The 16,717-nt window shown below is 62.2% G+C and carries 17 protein-coding genes; 15 read left to right on the forward strand and 2 right to left on the reverse strand.

The window, feature by feature from the left end; translation table 11 throughout:
- Positions 1-63: 63 nt before the first annotated feature.
- From QTA57_RS10265 to QTA57_RS10335, 15 genes are all read left to right on the forward strand, one after another.
- Positions 64-831 (forward strand): NAD kinase, encoded by a 768-nt coding sequence (locus tag QTA57_RS10265; RefSeq protein ID WP_171562147.1) that lies wholly within the window; start codon positions 64-66, stop codon positions 829-831.
- 80 nt (positions 832-911) lie between these two features.
- Complete coding sequence (locus QTA57_RS10270; RefSeq protein ID WP_290151340.1) at positions 912-3,191, forward strand: NADP-dependent malic enzyme; 2,280 nt, start codon at positions 912-914, stop codon at positions 3,189-3,191.
- 135 nt (positions 3,192-3,326) lie between these two features.
- Positions 3,327-3,746 carry a hypothetical protein gene (locus QTA57_RS10275; protein ID WP_290151341.1) on the forward strand — a complete coding sequence of 140 codons (420 nt, stop codon included), beginning with the start codon at positions 3,327-3,329 and terminating at the stop codon, positions 3,744-3,746.
- 130 nt (positions 3,747-3,876) lie between these two features.
- Positions 3,877-4,311 carry a hypothetical protein gene (locus tag QTA57_RS10280; RefSeq protein WP_290151343.1) on the forward strand — a complete coding sequence of 145 codons (435 nt, stop codon included), beginning with the start codon at positions 3,877-3,879 and terminating at the stop codon, positions 4,309-4,311.
- Between the two features lie 147 nt (positions 4,312-4,458).
- Entirely contained in the window at positions 4,459-6,357 is a 1,899-nt protein-coding gene (locus QTA57_RS10285) for a propionyl-CoA synthetase (RefSeq protein WP_290151344.1), read from the forward strand.
- A gap of 122 nt (positions 6,358-6,479) precedes the next feature.
- On the forward strand, positions 6,480-7,178 hold the full coding sequence (locus QTA57_RS10290) for a sensor histidine kinase (protein WP_290151345.1): 699 nt from the start codon (positions 6,480-6,482) through the stop codon (positions 7,176-7,178).
- Positions 7,166-7,717 (forward strand): response regulator, encoded by a 552-nt coding sequence (locus tag QTA57_RS10295; RefSeq protein WP_290151346.1) that lies wholly within the window; start codon positions 7,166-7,168, stop codon positions 7,715-7,717. Before QTA57_RS10290 ends, QTA57_RS10295 begins: the two co-directional genes overlap by 13 nt.
- Positions 7,687-8,028, forward strand: coding sequence for an Hpt domain-containing protein (locus tag QTA57_RS10300; protein ID WP_290151347.1), 342 nt, complete (start codon positions 7,687-7,689; stop codon positions 8,026-8,028). Before QTA57_RS10295 ends, QTA57_RS10300 begins: the two co-directional genes overlap by 31 nt.
- 76 nt (positions 8,029-8,104) lie before the next feature.
- Positions 8,105-8,497 (forward strand): cytidine deaminase, encoded by a 393-nt coding sequence (locus QTA57_RS10305; protein WP_290151348.1) that lies wholly within the window; start codon positions 8,105-8,107, stop codon positions 8,495-8,497.
- Between the two features lie 4 nt (positions 8,498-8,501).
- Positions 8,502-9,809, forward strand: a complete 1,308-nt coding sequence (locus QTA57_RS10310; RefSeq protein ID WP_290154859.1) for a thymidine phosphorylase — start codon at positions 8,502-8,504, stop codon at positions 9,807-9,809.
- Positions 9,809-11,017, forward strand: coding sequence for a phosphopentomutase (locus QTA57_RS10315; RefSeq protein WP_290151349.1), 1,209 nt, complete (start codon positions 9,809-9,811; stop codon positions 11,015-11,017). Before QTA57_RS10310 ends, QTA57_RS10315 begins: the two co-directional genes overlap by 1 nt.
- A complete protein-coding gene (locus QTA57_RS10320) occupies positions 11,014-11,997 on the forward strand; it encodes an adenosine deaminase (RefSeq protein WP_290151350.1) in 984 nt (327 codons plus the stop codon). Before QTA57_RS10315 ends, QTA57_RS10320 begins: the two co-directional genes overlap by 4 nt.
- Positions 11,998-12,630, forward strand: a complete 633-nt coding sequence (gene upp, locus QTA57_RS10325; protein WP_145216696.1) for a uracil phosphoribosyltransferase — start codon at positions 11,998-12,000, stop codon at positions 12,628-12,630. It abuts the gene before it with no gap.
- A 151-nt stretch (positions 12,631-12,781) separates the two neighbouring features.
- The gene (locus tag QTA57_RS10330; RefSeq protein WP_290151351.1) at positions 12,782-13,720 is read left to right on the forward strand and encodes a hypothetical protein; all 939 of its coding nucleotides are present in this window, start codon (positions 12,782-12,784) and stop codon (positions 13,718-13,720) included.
- The gene (locus QTA57_RS10335) at positions 13,717-14,001 is read left to right on the forward strand and encodes an SPOR domain-containing protein (RefSeq protein ID WP_290151352.1); all 285 of its coding nucleotides are present in this window, start codon (positions 13,717-13,719) and stop codon (positions 13,999-14,001) included. The genes QTA57_RS10330 and QTA57_RS10335 overlap by 4 nt, the downstream gene beginning before the upstream one ends.
- A gap of 8 nt (positions 14,002-14,009) precedes the next feature.
- On the opposite strand, the gene QTA57_RS10340 is transcribed toward QTA57_RS10335, so the two are convergent.
- Together QTA57_RS10340 and QTA57_RS10345 are read right to left on the reverse strand one after the other, a co-directional pair.
- Complete coding sequence (locus tag QTA57_RS10340) at positions 14,010-15,026, reverse strand: hypothetical protein (RefSeq protein ID WP_171562128.1); 1,017 nt, start codon at positions 15,024-15,026, stop codon at positions 14,010-14,012.
- A gap of 60 nt (positions 15,027-15,086) precedes the next feature.
- The gene (locus QTA57_RS10345; protein WP_290151353.1) at positions 15,087-16,667 is read right to left on the reverse strand and encodes an ATP-binding cassette domain-containing protein; all 1,581 of its coding nucleotides are present in this window, start codon (positions 16,665-16,667) and stop codon (positions 15,087-15,089) included.
- Positions 16,668-16,717 lie beyond the last annotated feature (50 nt).

Genomic DNA, 16,717 nt, shown 5'->3' on the forward strand with positions numbered 1-16,717 from the left:
TGGGATTGTTTTTCGGGTCTCGGCGGGCAAAGGATTGGGTCCTGCCTGGAGTTTGGAGCGCCCATGCCTGCCACTCGAAATATTGCCTTTCTGGCCAGTGACGTGCCGAGCGCCCAAGAGGCGTTGGCGCGTCTTTCGGCACGCTATGGGCAGCATGACCCCAAAGATGCGGATGTCATTGTGGCGCTTGGCGGCGATGGTTTCATGTTGGGCACCTTGCATGCGACCCAAGCTTTGGAGGCCCCGGTTTACGGGATGAACCGGGGCACAGTCGGGTTTTTGATGAATGAATATGGCGAAGCGGGGCTGATCGACCGGCTGGAAGCGGCAGAGGAGGCCGTGATCAACCCGCTGCATATGACGGCGGTGAGCGCCGATGGGCGGGTGACCGAGGCGCTGGCGATCAATGAGGTGAGTTTGCTCCGGGCGGGGCCGCAGGCGGCGGAATTGCGCATCTGGGTCGATGGCAAGCTACGGATGAAAGAACTGGTCTGCGATGGGGCGTTGGTTTGTACCCCGGCGGGGTCGACGGCTTACAACTACTCCGCGCATGGGCCGATCTTGCCAGTGGGCGCGGATGTCTTGGCAATCACCGCCGTGGCGGCGTTCCGACCTCGACGGTGGCGCGGGGCGCTGGTACCCAAGCCGAGTTTGGTGCGCTTTGAGGTGATGGATCACGTGAAGCGACCGGTGATGGCCGACGCCGATAGCCGCTCGGTCCAAGATGTGGTCTCGGTCGAGATTCGGTCGGAGCCCGAGGTGGCGCATCGGATCTTGTTTGATCCCGGCCATGGGTTGGAAGAACGGTTGATCAGCGAGCAATTCGTGTAAATCAGGCGCGGCTTTGCGTCGCTCTGGCAGGTTTGGCGAAAATAGTTTAACGCTAAACCATCACCCGGGAGGAAGAGGCCATGACCGACGATAAATCCGAGAGCTTGCGCGCGGCGGCGCTGTTTTATCACGAGCATCCGAAGCCGGGGAAACTGGAGGTTCGGGCGACAAAGCCACTGGCCAATGGGCGCGATTTGAGCCGCGCGTATAGCCCTGGCGTGGCCGAGGCGTGCCTTGAAATCAAGGCCAATCCGGCCGATGCAGCGCGGTATACGGCGCGCGGTAATCTGGTGGCCGTGGTCTCAAACGGGTCGGCGGTTCTGGGCCTTGGCAATATCGGGGCGCTGGCCTCGAAGCCGGTGATGGAGGGCAAGGCGGTGCTCTTCAAAAAATTCGCCAATATCGACTGTTTTGATATCGAGGTGGATGAAAGCGACCCGGAAAAGTTGGCCGATATCGTCTGCGCGCTTGAGCCGAGCTTTGGGGCGATTAACCTCGAAGACATCAAAGCGCCGGATTGTTTTATCGTTGAACGACTTTGTCGGGAGCGGATGAATATCCCGGTTTTCCACGATGATCAGCATGGCACGGCGATTGTCGTTGGCGCGGCGGCGACCAACGCGCTGAAAATCGCGGGGAAAGAGTTTAGCGAGATCAAAGTGGTCTCGACCGGCGGCGGGGCGGCGGGGATCGCCTGCCTGAATATGCTTCTGAAACTCGGCGTGAAGCGGGAGAATGTGTATCTCTGCGACCTCGAAGGTCTGGTGTATGAAGGCCGCGAGGCGCAAATGACACCGCAGAAGGCCTGCTATGCACAAGGTACGACAGCCGCAACGCTGGACGATGTGATCGAAGGGGCCGATCTGTTCCTGGGTCTAAGCGGGCCGGGCGTTTTGAAACCGGCGATGGTCAAGAAGATGGCGGCAAAGCCGATCATCTTCGCGCTCGCCAATCCGACGCCGGAAATCCTGCCGGAAGAGGTGCGGAAAGTCGCACCCGACGCGGTGATCGCCACCGGGCGGAGCGATTTTCCAAATCAAGTCAACAATGTCCTCTGTTTTCCTTTCATCTTCCGTGGCGCGCTGGATGTGGGCGCAACGGAGATCAATGATGCGATGCAATTGGCGTGTATCGACGGCATTGCGGCCATGGCGCGGGCCACGACCAGCGCCGAGGCGGCGGCGATCTATCGAGGGGAGCAACTGACCTTTGGGCCAGATTACCTGATCCCGAAACCGTTTGATCCGCGTTTGATGGGGGTGGTCGCGAGCGCGGTTGCCAAGGCCGCGATGGAGAGCGGGGTTGCGACCCGGCCCCTGCGCGATTTGGAGGCCTATAAGGCGAAGCTGAACCAATCCGTCTTCCGCTCCGCCCTCATTATGCGGCCGGTGTTCGAGGCAGCGGCGACAACAACCCGGCGGATCGTGTTTTCCGAAGGCGAAGATGAGCGCGTGCTGCGCGCGGCCCAAGCGATGTTGGAAGAGACTACCGACAAGCCAATCTTAATCGGGCGACCCGAGGTGATCGAAGCGCGGGTTGAACGCGCCGGTCTCGACATCCGCCCGACCCGGGATTTTGAGCTGGTGAACCCGGAAAACGACCCGCGTTATCGCGATTATTGGGGCACCTATCATGAGGTGATGCAGCGCCGGGGTGTGACCCCTGATCTGGCCCGCGCGATCATGCGGACCAACACCACCGCGATTGGCGCGGTCATGGTCTATCGGCAAGAAGCGGACAGCCTGATCTGCGGCACCTTTGGGCAATATCTCTGGCATCTCAACTACATACGCCAGCTTTTGGGCACCTCGGACTTGCATCCGGTAGGAGCGCTCAGCCTGATGATTTTGGAAGATGGGCCGCTTTTCGTGGCCGATACCCATGTCCATGCGCAACCGACGCCGGAGCAGATCGCCGAGACGGTGATCGGCACTGCACGTCATGTGCGTCGCTTTGGCGTTGAGCCGAAAATCGCCCTCTGTTCCGGGAGCCAGTTCGGCAATCTGGACAGCGAAAGTGGCCAGCGGATGCGCGAGGCGCTGATCATCTTGGATGATCGGGGCGTGGATTTCGCCTATGAGGGCGAGATGCATATCGACAGCGCGCTTGACCCCGAGCTGCGGCACCGGATTTTCCCCAATTCGCGGCTGGAGGGGGCGGCGAATGCGCTGGTCTTCTCCAACACCGATGCGGCGGGCGCGGCGCGAAACATCCTGAAAATGAAAGCGGGCGGGCTTGAGGTTGGGCCAATCCTGATGGGGATGGGCAACCGGGCACATATCGTGACGCCATCCATCACCGCGCGGGGGCTTTTGAATATGAGTGCCCTGGCCGGAACACCGGTGCGGCTCTACGGCTAGGTCCGCAGAGCCCGCTGCAGATTTCAGAATTCTTTCAGCTTTAGATCAGGCGCGGTCTGTCTCGCGTCTTTAGGTCCTCAGCCCAGTGAGAACGGCCGTGCATCTCCGCGCGGCCAAGGACATGAGGATCGAACGATGAAGATTGGATGGACCATGCGGCCGGCAGCGCCCGGTCTTTTGGCAGGGTGTCTGTTTTTAGCGGCTTGCGCCGAATTTGCCCCAGGGGTCGAGCGCTTGGGCGTTGCCACTTGGGGTGGCGCCGAGCTGATTGACGGCGATGGGTTTGAGCAGACGGTCAGCGGGTCCTGCACGGTGTTCCGCGATCCGTCAGCATCGGTTGTGGCAGGCCACACGATCTTCCTGCGCTGCCACGTCCACGTGAACGGGCAATCGGCAAATTGCGGCCTCACGCCAGGGGACTCGGAGAGTGCCACTTATGGTTTGCCGAGCCTAGAGGAGTTGGGGGCGCTTTGCACCCATGCCTATCGGGAAGAAATGGCGCGCCAGCGCGATGACGGCGACGACGCGGCCGATGGTGGCTATGGCGGCTACTGAGCGACGCCTCGGCGCGCCTTGATATCGGCCCGCGATGGGCCGCGCCCGAAAACATCACAAGATAAAACCTAGATCGAGCCCGTCACCCGAGAGAGGTCGGCACTCTAATATATTAAAAGAAAAGGATAAAATGGTGATACGATTTTTGCATTCTGCGCTAAGCCAGAACGTGCGGGCGCGGCGTTGGCGGCATGTGGGATTTGGCGGCGTTTTGACGCTGGCCGCCTGCGGAGCTTTGGTGCCGCTTTACGGGTTTCCGTTTGTGATCACCCATCAGGGGCAGAGCTATCGCGGTGAATGCCGGGCTTTTGACCAAATGCTTGGAGATACGGGCGAGAGCCGGACCGTCGTGTCTTGCACCGTCGTCGCGAATGGCGGTGCGCATCGCTGCTCCTTCATCATCAATGATGCCGATGGGTTTAGCGAGGGCGCGTTGGCGGTCGATGATCCGCGCATTCGGGCAGTCTGCGGCTACCCGCTGCGCCGGGCGCTTGAGGGGCATGATGATGAGCCGGAGGGGCAGGGATATACCCCGCCTGCGGATAACTACACCCCACCGGTTTAACCCGAACAGGGCCTCGCGCCTTCCGACCATCCAATCGGCGAGGCCCTCGCGTCACTGGCAGTGTTACCGCTGCCAGTGACGCACTGTCGCTTTGCGTGACGCAGCGTCTCTTGTATGTGGGGCCAACGGAGTAAGGGAGGGACAGCCATGGGATACCAGGAGATTTACGCCGAGGCGCAGGCGGATCCGGACGGGTTTTGGATGAAAGCCGCGCAGGCGATTGACTGGGACCAGACCCCGACCAAGGCGTTATTCGATGAGGGCGCGCCGCTTTACGAATGGTTTGCCGATGGCATGGTCAACACCTGCTGGAACGCCGTTGACCGGCATGTGGAGGCAGGTCATGGCGAACGGATCGCCATCATTCATGACAGCCCCGTCACCCATACCAAACATGAGATCACCTATACCGAGCTGCGCGACCGGGTTGCGAGCTTGGCAGGCGCTTTGGCCGCGAAAGGTGTGACCAAGGGCGACCGGGTCATCATCTATATGCCCATGGTGCCCGAGGCGGTGGAGGCGATGTTGGCCTGTGCCCGGCTGGGCGCAATCCATTCGGTGGTGTTTGGCGGGTTTGCGTCCAATGAACTGGCCGTGCGGATCGATGATTGCCAGCCGAAATGCATCATCGCGGCCTCTTGCGGGATCGAGCCGGGGCGGGTGGTGCATTACAAGCCGCTTTTGGATGGCGCATTGGAACTGGCTGAGCATGCGCCGGATTTCTGCGTGATTTTTCAGAGAGAACAAGAGGTTGCGCATCTGGAAGAGGGGCGCGACGTTGACTGGCACGGGTTCCAATACGGGGTCGAGCCTGCGGCCTGCGTGCCGGTAGAGGGCAATCACCCGGCCTATATTCTCTATACCTCCGGCACGACGGGGCAGCCAAAAGGCGTGATCCGGCATACGGGTGGTCATCTGGTCGCGCTGAATTGGTCGATGCGGAACCTCTATGACATGAACCCGGGCGAGGTGTTTTGGGCTGCGTCCGATGTCGGCTGGGTCGTGGGGCATTCCTATATCTGCTATGCGCCGCTGGTCTTTGGCTGCACCACGATTGTGTTTGAGGGCAAGCCGGTCGGCACGCCGGATGCGGGCACGTTTTGGCGGGTAATCCAGGATCACAAGGTTAAATGCCTCTTCACGGCACCCACGGCATTTCGCGCGATCAAGCGGGATGATCCGCAGGGATTGCTGGTCAGCGACTATAATCTGCAAAGCCTCGAGAGCCTGTTCTTGGCCGGGGAACGTGCGGACCCAGACACAATCGAATGGGCGCAGGATAAGCTGGGCGTGCCGGTGATCGACCACTGGTGGCAGACAGAAACCGGATGGGCGATTGCAGGCAATCCGATTGGGATTGAGAAGCTGCCAGTGAAAATCGGCTCTCCGGCGGTGCCGATGCCGGGCTATGACGTGCAAATTCTGGATGAGGGCGGGCACCCCGTGGCCGATGGCGAATTGGGGGCGATTGCGGTGAAGTTACCGTTGCCGCCCGGGACCTTGCCAACGCTTTGGAATGCCGAGGCGCGCTATCGCAAGAGTTATCTGGAGCATTTCCCCGGATATTACGAAACGGGCGACGCAGGGTATAAGGATGAGGACGGCTATCTCTATATCATGGCGCGGACCGATGACGTGATCAATGTCGCGGGCCACAGGCTTTCCACCGGCGCGATGGAGGAGGTTTTGGCGGCGCATCCGGAAGTCGCGGAATGCGCGGTGATCGGCGTGGCCGACACGTTGAAAGGCCAATTGCCGATGGGGTTCTTGTGCCTCAATGCGGGCAGCAAGGTGGGCGCCGAAGAGGTCGTTGGTGATTGTGTGAAACTGGTGCGGCAGAAGATCGGACCCGTGGCGGCCTTCAAGCTGGCGCTGGTGGTGGATCGTTTGCCGAAAACCCGGTCAGGCAAAATCTTGCGTGGCACGATGGTGAAGATCGCCGATGGTGAGGACTTCAAGATGCCCGCGACGATTGATGACCCGGCAATCTTGGACGAGATCGCGTTGGCCTTGAACGGCATTGGCTATCCCGCAGGGGGAGATTGATACGTTAAGCCTTGCGGTATTGGAATAATTGGAATTGAGGGAGTTTTGATATAGCTTCAGCCTCCGAAAATGTTTCGTGTGAGTGATGGGCGAAGATTTTTGGCCCAGGAGTAGCCGATAAAATGGAAGATATTTCTAATACCCCATCGGCCCGAACGGGTGAGATGCGATCGGATCCGATTTCGGAGACCCTGCGGCTATTCAATCATGACATTCGCGCCGCGATGTCTGACGTGATTGGTGGCTTACGGCTGATCGAAGCAGAGCGTCTGGATGCCGAAACCCGGGCGCAGTTGGAGCGGGTGCAGGCGGCGGGCGAAACCCTGGCTGAACTGGTCGATGCGGCCCTGATGGCGGCGGCTGGCGAAACGCTGATCCGGTTGGACGATAGCGGTGTCGATCTCAGGGGCTATTTGACTGGCGTCGAAATGCGCTGGGTTGGGCGCGCGGCGGAGGTTGGACGCCGATTTGTCCTAGATCGCGGCCCGGGTTTGCCGGATCGGATCGGCCTCCCCCGGATGGCACTGGATCGGATTCTGTCGAACCTGATCGGCAACGCTCTGAAATATGCCAAGGATGGAACGGTCCGGCTTTCGGTGCAGATGGATGCGGATGAAACGCTTCAATTCGCTGTGGCTGATGAGGGGCCTGGATTCTCCGCCGCCGCGATGGCGCGGCTGTTCACGCCGCATGGCCGCCCCGAAGTCGACAGTCAGCCCGGCTCGGGCCTCGGGTTGCATATCGCGAAGGATTTGGCAGACGGGCTGGGTGGAACATTGGTGGTCGAGGATCGCGCCGAAGGTGGGCGGTGGTCACTCTGACCCTTGCGCGGAGGGTCTGGCGTGCCGGACTTGCCGCAGGTGGCATCAGCAGCACGCCGCCAGATCTTTCCGGGCTGCATATTCTGGTGGCCGAGGATAACGAAACCAACCAAGTGATTGTTGGGCAATTGCTGGACAAAATGGGCGCAACCTTCGTGATTGCCAATGACGGGATCGAAGCGCTGGAGATCTTGGGTCGTGCGCGATTTGACATCGCTGTCGTTGATATCGAGATGCCGCGCATGTCGGGGATCGAGTTCATGACAGCGGTGCGCGGATTGCGCGACGCACGATCGAAAATGCCCTTGGTCGCGTTGACGGCCTATGTGTTGCGCGACAATCGCGAAGCGATTTACGCCGCAGGGGCCGACGGGATCATTGGCAAGCCGATCCGATCCGGAGACGCCTTTGGACAGGCAATCTTGCGTCATACGGGCCGAGATTTGCCGGTCTTTGATCCAGATACGGTATTGGCCGCGCATGCGCCGCCGACGAGATGGATGAGGCGATGGAGCACGCGCAGCTTGATGCGCTTTTGACGGCGGCGGGCGCTGATGGCCGCCGCGAGTTGTTGGACCGGCTGCATGAAGATTTGCAGGCGGTGTCGAAGGCTTTGGATGTCGCGGTGGAGCGCGTGGCGCTCCGCGATATCCGCGGACAAACGCATATTCTGGTCTCCTTGGCGGGGGCGGTTGGCGCGGACCGTTTACGCCATTTGGCCGAAGCCTTGAACGTCGCGGCGCAGCGGGAGCGGATAGGAGATTTGCCTGGCCTGGCGGCCGCTTGTAAGGCCGATTTGGCCGATCTGATCGCGATTATCGAAACGCGACGCGCGGCGCTTCCGGTGTAATCCGCGCGCGGGCTTGCGCTTGGCCTCTGGGAGGCACAGACTGCAATTGATCTTCGGTCCAATTGGAGTCTCCATGATGTCTTTGCTCGACGCTGCCACCGCTGTGCGCCTGAACGCTCATGCGCCCTATTCCGGGTTCAAAGTTGGGGCGGCCTTGCGGAGCGTGGAAGGCAATGAGCATCGCGGCTGCAATGTGGAAAACGTTGCCTATCCCGAGGGGACCTGCGCCGAAGCGGGGGCGATCGCGGCAATGATTGCCGCGGGCGACAGCCGGATAGCCGAAGTCGCCGTCATCGCCGACAGCCCCGCGCCGGTGCCGCCATGCGGCGGCTGTCGTCAGAAGCTGGCGGAGTTTGCCGATGGCGATGTCGTGGTGACGCTGGCGACCACCGACGGGGTGGAGCTGCGTATGACGGTCTCCGAACTTTTGCCTGGCGCGTTTGATGCTAGCCACATGGATCGGGTCTGAGCCGATGGATGCCCGCTCGATCCTGATCAAAGCGCGTGATGGTCTACCTCTCAGCAAAGCCGAAATCGATTGGTTCACCAAAGGCATAGCCTCTGGTGAGATCAGCGATATGCAAGCCGGTGCGTTTGCGATGGCGGTCTGCACCAAAGGGCTCAGCCGGGAGAGCCGGGTGCATTTGACCCATGGCATGTTGCAGACCGGGCAGGTCCTGAACTGGGAGTTGGACGGGCCGGTTTTGGATAAGCATTCGACCGGTGGCGTCGGCGATGCGGTCTCGCTGCTCCTCGCCCCGGCGCTTGCCGTCTGCGGTGCTTATGTGCCGATGATCTCGGGGCGCGGCTTGGGCCATACCGGCGGGACGCTGGATAAGCTGGAGGCGATCCCTGGGTACCGGACTCAGGTCAGCGTTGAGGAGTTGCAGGATTTGGTGGCCGATATCGGCTGCGCGATTGTCGGCGCATCGGGCGATATCGCGCCCGCCGACAAGCGGCTCTATGGGGTCCGTGATGTGACCGGAACGGTGGAAAGCATCGACCTGATCACCGCCTCGATCCTGTCTAAGAAACTGGCCGCCGGGCTGGAAGCTTTGGTTTTGGATGTGAAGGTTGGATCGGGCGCGTTTATGGCCGACCCGAGCGATGCGCTCGCGCTTGCACAATCGCTGGTGGAGACGGCGCAAGGCGCGGGCTGCATGTGTTCGGCTTTGATCACCGATATGAACCAACCTTCGGCCAAGGCGGCGGGCAATGCGCTGGAGGTGATCGAGGTGATGGAGGCCCTGACCGGCACCTCAATCGGCACACCGTTGCACCGCCTGACCGTCGCCCTTGGTGGTGAGGTGCTGGCGCTTGGCGGCTTAGCGGCGGATGCCGCCGATGGCGAGGCGCGGATCGAGGCGGCGCTCAACTCTGGCGAGGCGGCAGAACGGTTTGGAGAGATGGTGGCGGCCTTGGGGGGACCGCATGATTTTGTCGAGCGCTGGCGGGATCGGCTGCCCGCAGCCCGCGTGATGGTCGATGTGCACCCGACCGACGCTGGATATGTCGCGGCAATCGACACGCGCGCCCTGGGCGAGGTGGTTGTGCATCTCGGTGGCGGACGTTTGGTGGCCACGGATCAACTGGATCCGGGCGTGGGGCTATCCGAGATCGCCCCGATCGGCGCGCAGGTGGATGAAGCCCGGCCTTTGGCGCGCATCCATGCCGCCGATGAGGTGAAGGCCAAGGCGTTGGCGGGCCGGGTGCGGGACGCTTACGTGCTGGCCGAGCGCGCGCCGGAGGGGTCCCCGTTGATCCATGAAAGGATTGGCTGATGCCGCGCGCGTTTTTGGTGGTGATGGACTCCGTGGGGATCGGCGGCGCGCCGGATGCGGATCGGTTTTTCAATGGCGATGTGCCTGATACCGGTGCCAACACACTTGCCCATATCGCGGAGGCTTGCGTGGCAGGCCGGGCCGAAGAGGGGCGGAGCGGGCCGCTAAAGATGCCGGTTCTGGACGGCTTGGGCCTGGGCGCGGCGGCGCGGCTATCCGGTGGCGGTGACCTGCCTGGATTTGGGGCTGACGCGACGGGGCTTTGGGGCGCGGCGGAAGAAGTCTCGCCCGGCAAAGACACGCCGTCAGGGCATTGGGAGCTGGCCGGGTTGCCCGTGCCCTGGGATTGGACGTATTTCCCGGATACAGAGCCGTGTTTTCCAGATCACCTGATTGAGGAAGTGAAGCAGATTGCCGGGGTTGAGGCCGTCCTGGGCAACCGCCATGCCTCAGGCACGGTGATCATCGCCGAAGAGGGGCCGCGGCACCAGGAGACCGGCTGGCCGATCTGCTACACCTCCGCCGACAGCGTGTTTCAGATCGCAGCGCATGAAGAGAGTTTCGGCCTGGCCCGGCTATTAGACCTCTGCGAGCGATTGGCGCCATCCTTGCACAAAATGAAGGTCGGTCGGGTGATTGCACGGCCTTTCATCGGTGAGGCGGGGGCCTATACGCGGACCACAAACCGGCGCGACTATGCGATCACGCCGCCTGGCCCGACACTCTGCGATTGGGTGCAAGAGGCGGGCGGCAAGGTCCATGCCATTGGAAAGATTAAAGACATTTTCGCGAAGCGTGGAATCGACGATGTGGTGAAGGGTGAGGATCGGGCCTTGATGGGGCATTTGGCCGAGGCCGTGAACACCGCAGAAGACGGCAGTTTGACCTTCGCCAATTTCGTTGAATTCGACAGCCTCTATGGCCACCGCCGCGACATTTCGGGCTATGCACTGCATCTGGAATGGTTTGACGCCAGCCTGCCGCCGATCCTGGCAGCCCTCCGGCCCGATGATCTGATGCTGTTCACGGCCGATCATGGCAATGACCCGTCCTGGCCCGGCACCGATCACACGCGTGAACGCGTGCCGGTGGTTGCAGCCGGGCCATATTCGGGGCAGATCGGGCAAGTGGCCTTCGCCGATGTGGGGGCATCGGTCGCGGCCCATTTGGGGGTTGCGGCCCAAGGACCGGGAAAGTCGTTTTTATGAGCCTCGCGAAACTGCCGAAGATCGAGTTGCACCTGCATTTGGAGGGCGCCGCGCCGCCTGCGTTTATCCGTGGCTTGGCGGCGGAAAAGGGCACCGATCTTAGCCAGATTTTCACCGAGGATGGCAGCTATGCCTATCGGGATTTCACCCATTTCCTGAGCGTCTATGAGGCCGCGACCAGTGTTTTAACGGGTCCAGAGGAGTTCGCGCGGCTCACGACAGCCGTGCTGGAGGAAAGCGCGGCGCATGGCGTGGTCTATACCGAGGCCTTCCTTAGCCCCGATTTCTGCGGCGGCGGCGATCTGGGCGCGTGGCGGGAGTATCTGGCGGCGATCCAAGAGGCGGCGGCCCAGGCTGAGGCGCAAAACGGCATCATAATGCGCGGGATCGTCACACCGATCCGCCATTTCGGACCGGAGCGCGCCAAGCCGGTCGCGCATTGCGCCGCTGAGACGGTGGGCGATTTCATCACGGGCTTCGGGATTGGCGGCGATGAGATGGCCGGCAAATTGAAAGACTTCGCTTGGAGCTTGGATATGGCGCGGGAGGCTGGTTTGCAGATCACCGCCCATGCCGGTGAGTGGGGTGGCGCGGCCTCAGTTTGGGATGCGGTGAATGACCTGAAGGTTGAGCGGGTCGGACATGGCGTGCAAGCCATCGAAGACCCGGCATTGGTCGATCATCTGGCAGAGACTGGCGTGGTGCTTGAATGCTGCCCAGGCTCAAATGTGGTGCTGGGGGTTTTCCCGACATGGGAGAGCCACCCGATTGAAAAGCTGCGCGAGAAAGGCGTGAAGGTCACCGTCTCAACCGACGATCCGCCGTTTTTCCACACCACGATGTCCCATGAATATGAGCGCCTGGCCGACACCTTCGGTTGGGACGACGAGATTTTTGCGCAAGTGACGCAGACTGCGCTGGAGGCGGCGTTTTGCGATGCCGAGACGCGCGCGACCGTGGCCAAGAAATTGGAGAGATAGATGCTTGATCACCTGACCGTCGTTGATCACCCTTTGGTGCAGCACAAACTGTCGCTGATGCGGGAAAAGGGGACGTCAACCGCCGTGTTTCGACAGCTCTTGCGCGAGATCAGCCAGCTTTTGGCCTATGAGGTGACGCGCGAACTGCCGATGACCACGAAGCCGATTGAGACGCCGCTGCAGGAGATGGACGCGCCGGTTCTGGCGGGCAAGAAAATGGCTCTGGTCTCAATCTTGCGGGCGGGGAACGGGCTGTTGGACGGCATCCTGGAACTGATCCCGCTGGCACGGGTTGGGTTCGTCGGGCTTTATCGGGACGAAGAGACGCTGAAGCCGGTGCAGTACTATTTCAAAGTGCCGACCGAGTTGGATGATCGGCTTGTGATCGCTGTCGACCCGATGCTGGCCACCGGCAATTCCTCGGCTGCCGCGATCGACCTTTTGAAGGAGGCGGGGGCCACAAATATCCGGTTCTTGTGCCTGCTTGCTGCGCCCGAAGGGGTTGCCCGGATGAAGGAGGCGCACCCGGATGTGCCCATCGTCACGGCCTCCCTCGATAGTCATCTGAATGAGCTCGGATACATCGTTCCGGGGCTAGGGGATGCGGGTGATCGCATGTTTGGCACAAAATAAGCTACTTCTGTCCTTTACTTGAAAACAATCCTCCTGCACAGTTTCCACAAAACTGTTGGGGGGTCCGATGCGGTTTTCGGCGTTTTTTGTGCAAGCCTGTGTTGCGGCGGCACTTGGATTTGGAGCGGCACCGTCTGTAACGGCGCAAACTGTGAGCGATATTGGCGGACCGGCAGAGGTGCCGCCGGCCAGTTATTCCGCAAACCAATATGTCGACAGCCGCGGTTGCGTCTTTATCCGCGCGGGATTTGGTGGCCAGACCAACTGGGTGCCGCGTGTCAGCCGCTCCCGTGAGGTGCTGTGCGGCTATCAGCCTTCGCTTCCGGTCCAAACGGCAGCACCGCCCACGCCGCAGACGCGCCCCGCCGCACCGGCCCCCGCGCGGACGGCAACGGTCGCGCCGCGCCCGAGCACGGTCGCGCCCAGCCCCCAGACTGCGGCGGCGGCGCCTCAGCCTAGCGCAACCAGCGGGCAGGTCTTTCGCCCCGCCGGTGCCGCCAATACCGCTGGGTCGTCACGGCCCCAACCATCTCGCAGTGTAACCACGATCCGGCAGGAACCAGCTGCGCCGACGCGTGTGGCGACAGGCCGCGTCGCGTCGAGCGCGGCCACGTCTTGCCCGAATGCGCCTGCGTCCGCTCAACCCTATCTGCGGGGCGACGGCCTGCGATGTGGCCCGCAACCGCAACACCCGGGGGATCTCGCGCGGAACATCTCCGGTCAGGCGATTGGCGGCGGCGCGCGGTCGTCGCGACCCGGTCCGAGGATTTCTGCGGCGGACGCGGTTATTCCGGTCCAACCTCACATCCCCGATGGGTATCGCATGGCCTGGGACGATGGCCGCTTGAACCCCAATCGCGGGCCGCGCACGGCATATGGGGATCAGCAAATGGCGATGATTTGGACCGACGGTCTACCGCGCCAGCAGGTGCAGTGGGTCCGGGCAACAGATGCCAATGGGCAGCCGGTTTACGTTAGTCGAATGAGTCAGAACACCGCCGGCGTGAGCGGCAGCATCGCGCCCGCGCCCGTGTGTCGACGCGGAACCCTGCCGCGGCGGCGGTTCCCGGTACGCGGACCCGGACCGTGATCGGCCCTCGCCTCGACGCACCGAGCAGTCGCGCGACGCCAGAGAGCGCCGAAGGGCATCGGTTCGTCTTGGTCGGGCGGTATGGCAGCCAAGCCGATGCGCGGATTGCGCGGGATCGGCTGGCCGCGGGTGGTTTGGGCGCGAGTATTGGTCAATCCGAGCGTGGCGGCCGCACGAATTTCGTGGTGTTGGCCGGGCCTTATGGCGATGCGGCCTCCTTGAGCAATGCGTTGCAGACGGCGCGTGGTGCTGGATTTAGCGGCGCGATGACGCGTCGCTAAGACCTCGGTCAGCTGCCGCAGATTTGCTGCAACGCGACCCAGCTTTCATCGGGGAGGAGCGGCGCACGCAGGCGCGCCCGCATCGGATCGCCTTCGATCAGCGGTAGGGTTGTTTCGCCGGAGAGATCCAAGGCAAAGGCATAAGGGGCCGAGGATATCTCAACCGCAGCAAAACGGGCCAAAAGCGGTTCGGCATCCAGCGGCAGCGGCGTCCGCGTCAACAGGGTAACGGCGTGATCATGGAGATAGCTCTGGTCGATCTGGCCTGTCGTGAGCATCCGAAACGCGGCGATTAGACCCGCCTCTTCAAAGAGGCGCTCGGCGGGGTCCTGCATCGCGCGGCGCTCATCTTCGGCAACAAGGAACCCGGCGAGGACTTCGGGCGTTTCATAGTCTTCGACCAGCGAGCGGTTTAGGACCATGATATTGCCCGGCAAATGCGCGGACCCCGGTACCGAAGACGGCAGCACGACCAAACGAGGTGGATCGGTGCCAAGGGTGCTACGCGCCAGCCGCGCCAGGGCCGTGACCCCGGCCGGATCGCCGCAGGGTCGCCCCGCGAGTTCGGCCATTTCGGCTAGGATTTGGCGACCGAGTTCCGCCCGTTTGGCCTCAGGAAGGACACTCGCGGTCTGCCGGAGAACGGCACCTGGGAGCCAGAAAACCACCACGGCAAGGACCAGAATGCTGAGCCCGGCACCGAGAATGAGCCGCAAGCGGCCCGGATGCGGCCGTGACCGTTCGATGACACCGCGGACCTTTTCGATCGCGGCGATCATCTCTGGTTCACTGATTTCGAGGAGTTCGTCGGCCTCCACATCTGGCGCGTAGAGCGCTGGCATTTTCCCTGGATTGAGGCGGTGCACGGCGGGCAGGGACCAATGCGACAGCGCGGTTTCGCTAAGCGTCGAGATCATCAGCGTGGCATCACCAAGAGACACCAATACCTCGCGGCGCTGGCTGTCTTCGGTCTCGCGCCAGAGGCCGGTGGCCTCAAGCCGCTGATATTCACTGAGCGCGGTCATGCCTGTGCGTGCTGCCCTTGTTTTGCCGGCAGGATAGCCGAAGGCGAAAACCCGCTCAACTTAAAGCTCGAGCCGGCGGGTGATGCCGATATTGCGCAGGAAGGTCTCATCATGGCTGACCACCAGAAGCGCCCCGTCATCATAGGCGTTAAGCCCCGCCTCAATCGCCGCAATCGCGTCGAGATCGAGATGGTTGGTCGGTTCGTCCAAGATCAGGAGCCTGGGCGGGCGTTTGCCGCCAAGCGTACAGGCGAGGCCCGCGCGCAGCATTTGGCCGCCACTCAACGTGCCCGCCATTTGCAGCGCGGCATCGGCGCGGAACAGAAACCGCGCAAGCGCGGCGCGGCAGGTATTTTCATCGGCCTCGGGATTTAGGGCGCGGAAATTGTCGCGCAGGGTTAGGCTAGGGTCGAGCAGGCGGACATGTTGGTCCAGCATCGCGTGATCCGGCAGGATCGTGACGGTGCCGGACGCAGGGGAGAGATTGCCGGTGAGCAGGTTAAGCAGGGTCGATTTGCCGATCCCGTTCGGGCCGGTGATAGCGACGCGTTCGGCGCCGGTCATCTGGATCGAAACGTCGCGGATGATGGGGTGCTCCGCATCGCCGCCGCCGGTCAACTCTTGCGCCTTCAGCACAGTTTGACCACTGGCGAGGCCCGTCGGTGCGAGGTCAAGTTTCAGGGGCGTCAGGCGTTCGACACGCGCGGCAGCCTCCGTCACCGCGCTTTGCGTCTCATCCACCTGTTTCTCAGCCAGCCGCGACATGGCCCCGCCGGTCGCTTCGCTTCGGGCTTTGGCCTTATCGGCGGCGATTTTGGGCATGTCGCCCCGGGCGCGTTTCGCCCGACCGGTGCGGTCTTTGCGCGCCTTGCGTTCCAGGGCTGTCTGCCGCTTGCGAGCGATCTCGGTTGCGTGGCGTTCTGCGGTATTGAGATCATGGGCGGCGGCGGCAAGTTCCAAGGATTTCTGCGCCTGATAGAAGCTGTAATTGCCGCCATAATGGGTCGCGCCCAAGGAGGTCAATTCGGTGATTGAGTCCATGATTTCAAGGAGATCACGGTCATGGCTCACGATGAGCGCGCCGCCTTTCCAGCTTTGTAACAGGTCAAACACCGCATCCCGACCTGCGCGATCGAGATTGTTGGTCGGCTCATCGAGCAGGAGAAAGTCGGGCTCGGCAAAGATCAAGGCGGCGAGGCGGGCACGGGTTTGTTGGCCGCCAGAGAGATGATCAAGCGGCACCTCAGGGGCGGTATCGAGACCGACGCGGGAGAGAGCCGCCTGTATACGAGCCTCAAGCGTCCAGTCGGCCGCTGCGAGATCCTCGGCGCTGGCCGCGCCCGCTTCGGCGCGAGACAGGATTGCGAGACCCTCCCTTACCCCAAACAGATCGACGAGGATTTGGTCCGCTGGCGGCTGCGCCTGCTGCTGGAGCAGGGCGGGGGTGCCGTCGCAAGTGATCTGTCCCGCTTGCGGGATCAGACTGCGATGGATCAGATGCAAGAGCGTCGTCTTGCCGACGCCATTTCGTCCGACCAGACCGCTCAGGCCGGGGCCGAATTGCAGGGTGAGATCAGTGAAAAGCGGGTTCTGGTCAGGTGTGGACCAGGAGAGGTTCGAAAGCTGGATCGTGCAAGGCATGAGCGGTAATTTCCACAAGGACAGGGGCGCGCGAGGCGGGTGTCGGGTGG

The organism is Fontisubflavum oceani, assembly GCF_030407165.1.
Taxonomy (GTDB): Bacteria; Pseudomonadota; Alphaproteobacteria; order Rhodobacterales; family Rhodobacteraceae; genus Rhodophyticola; species Rhodophyticola oceani.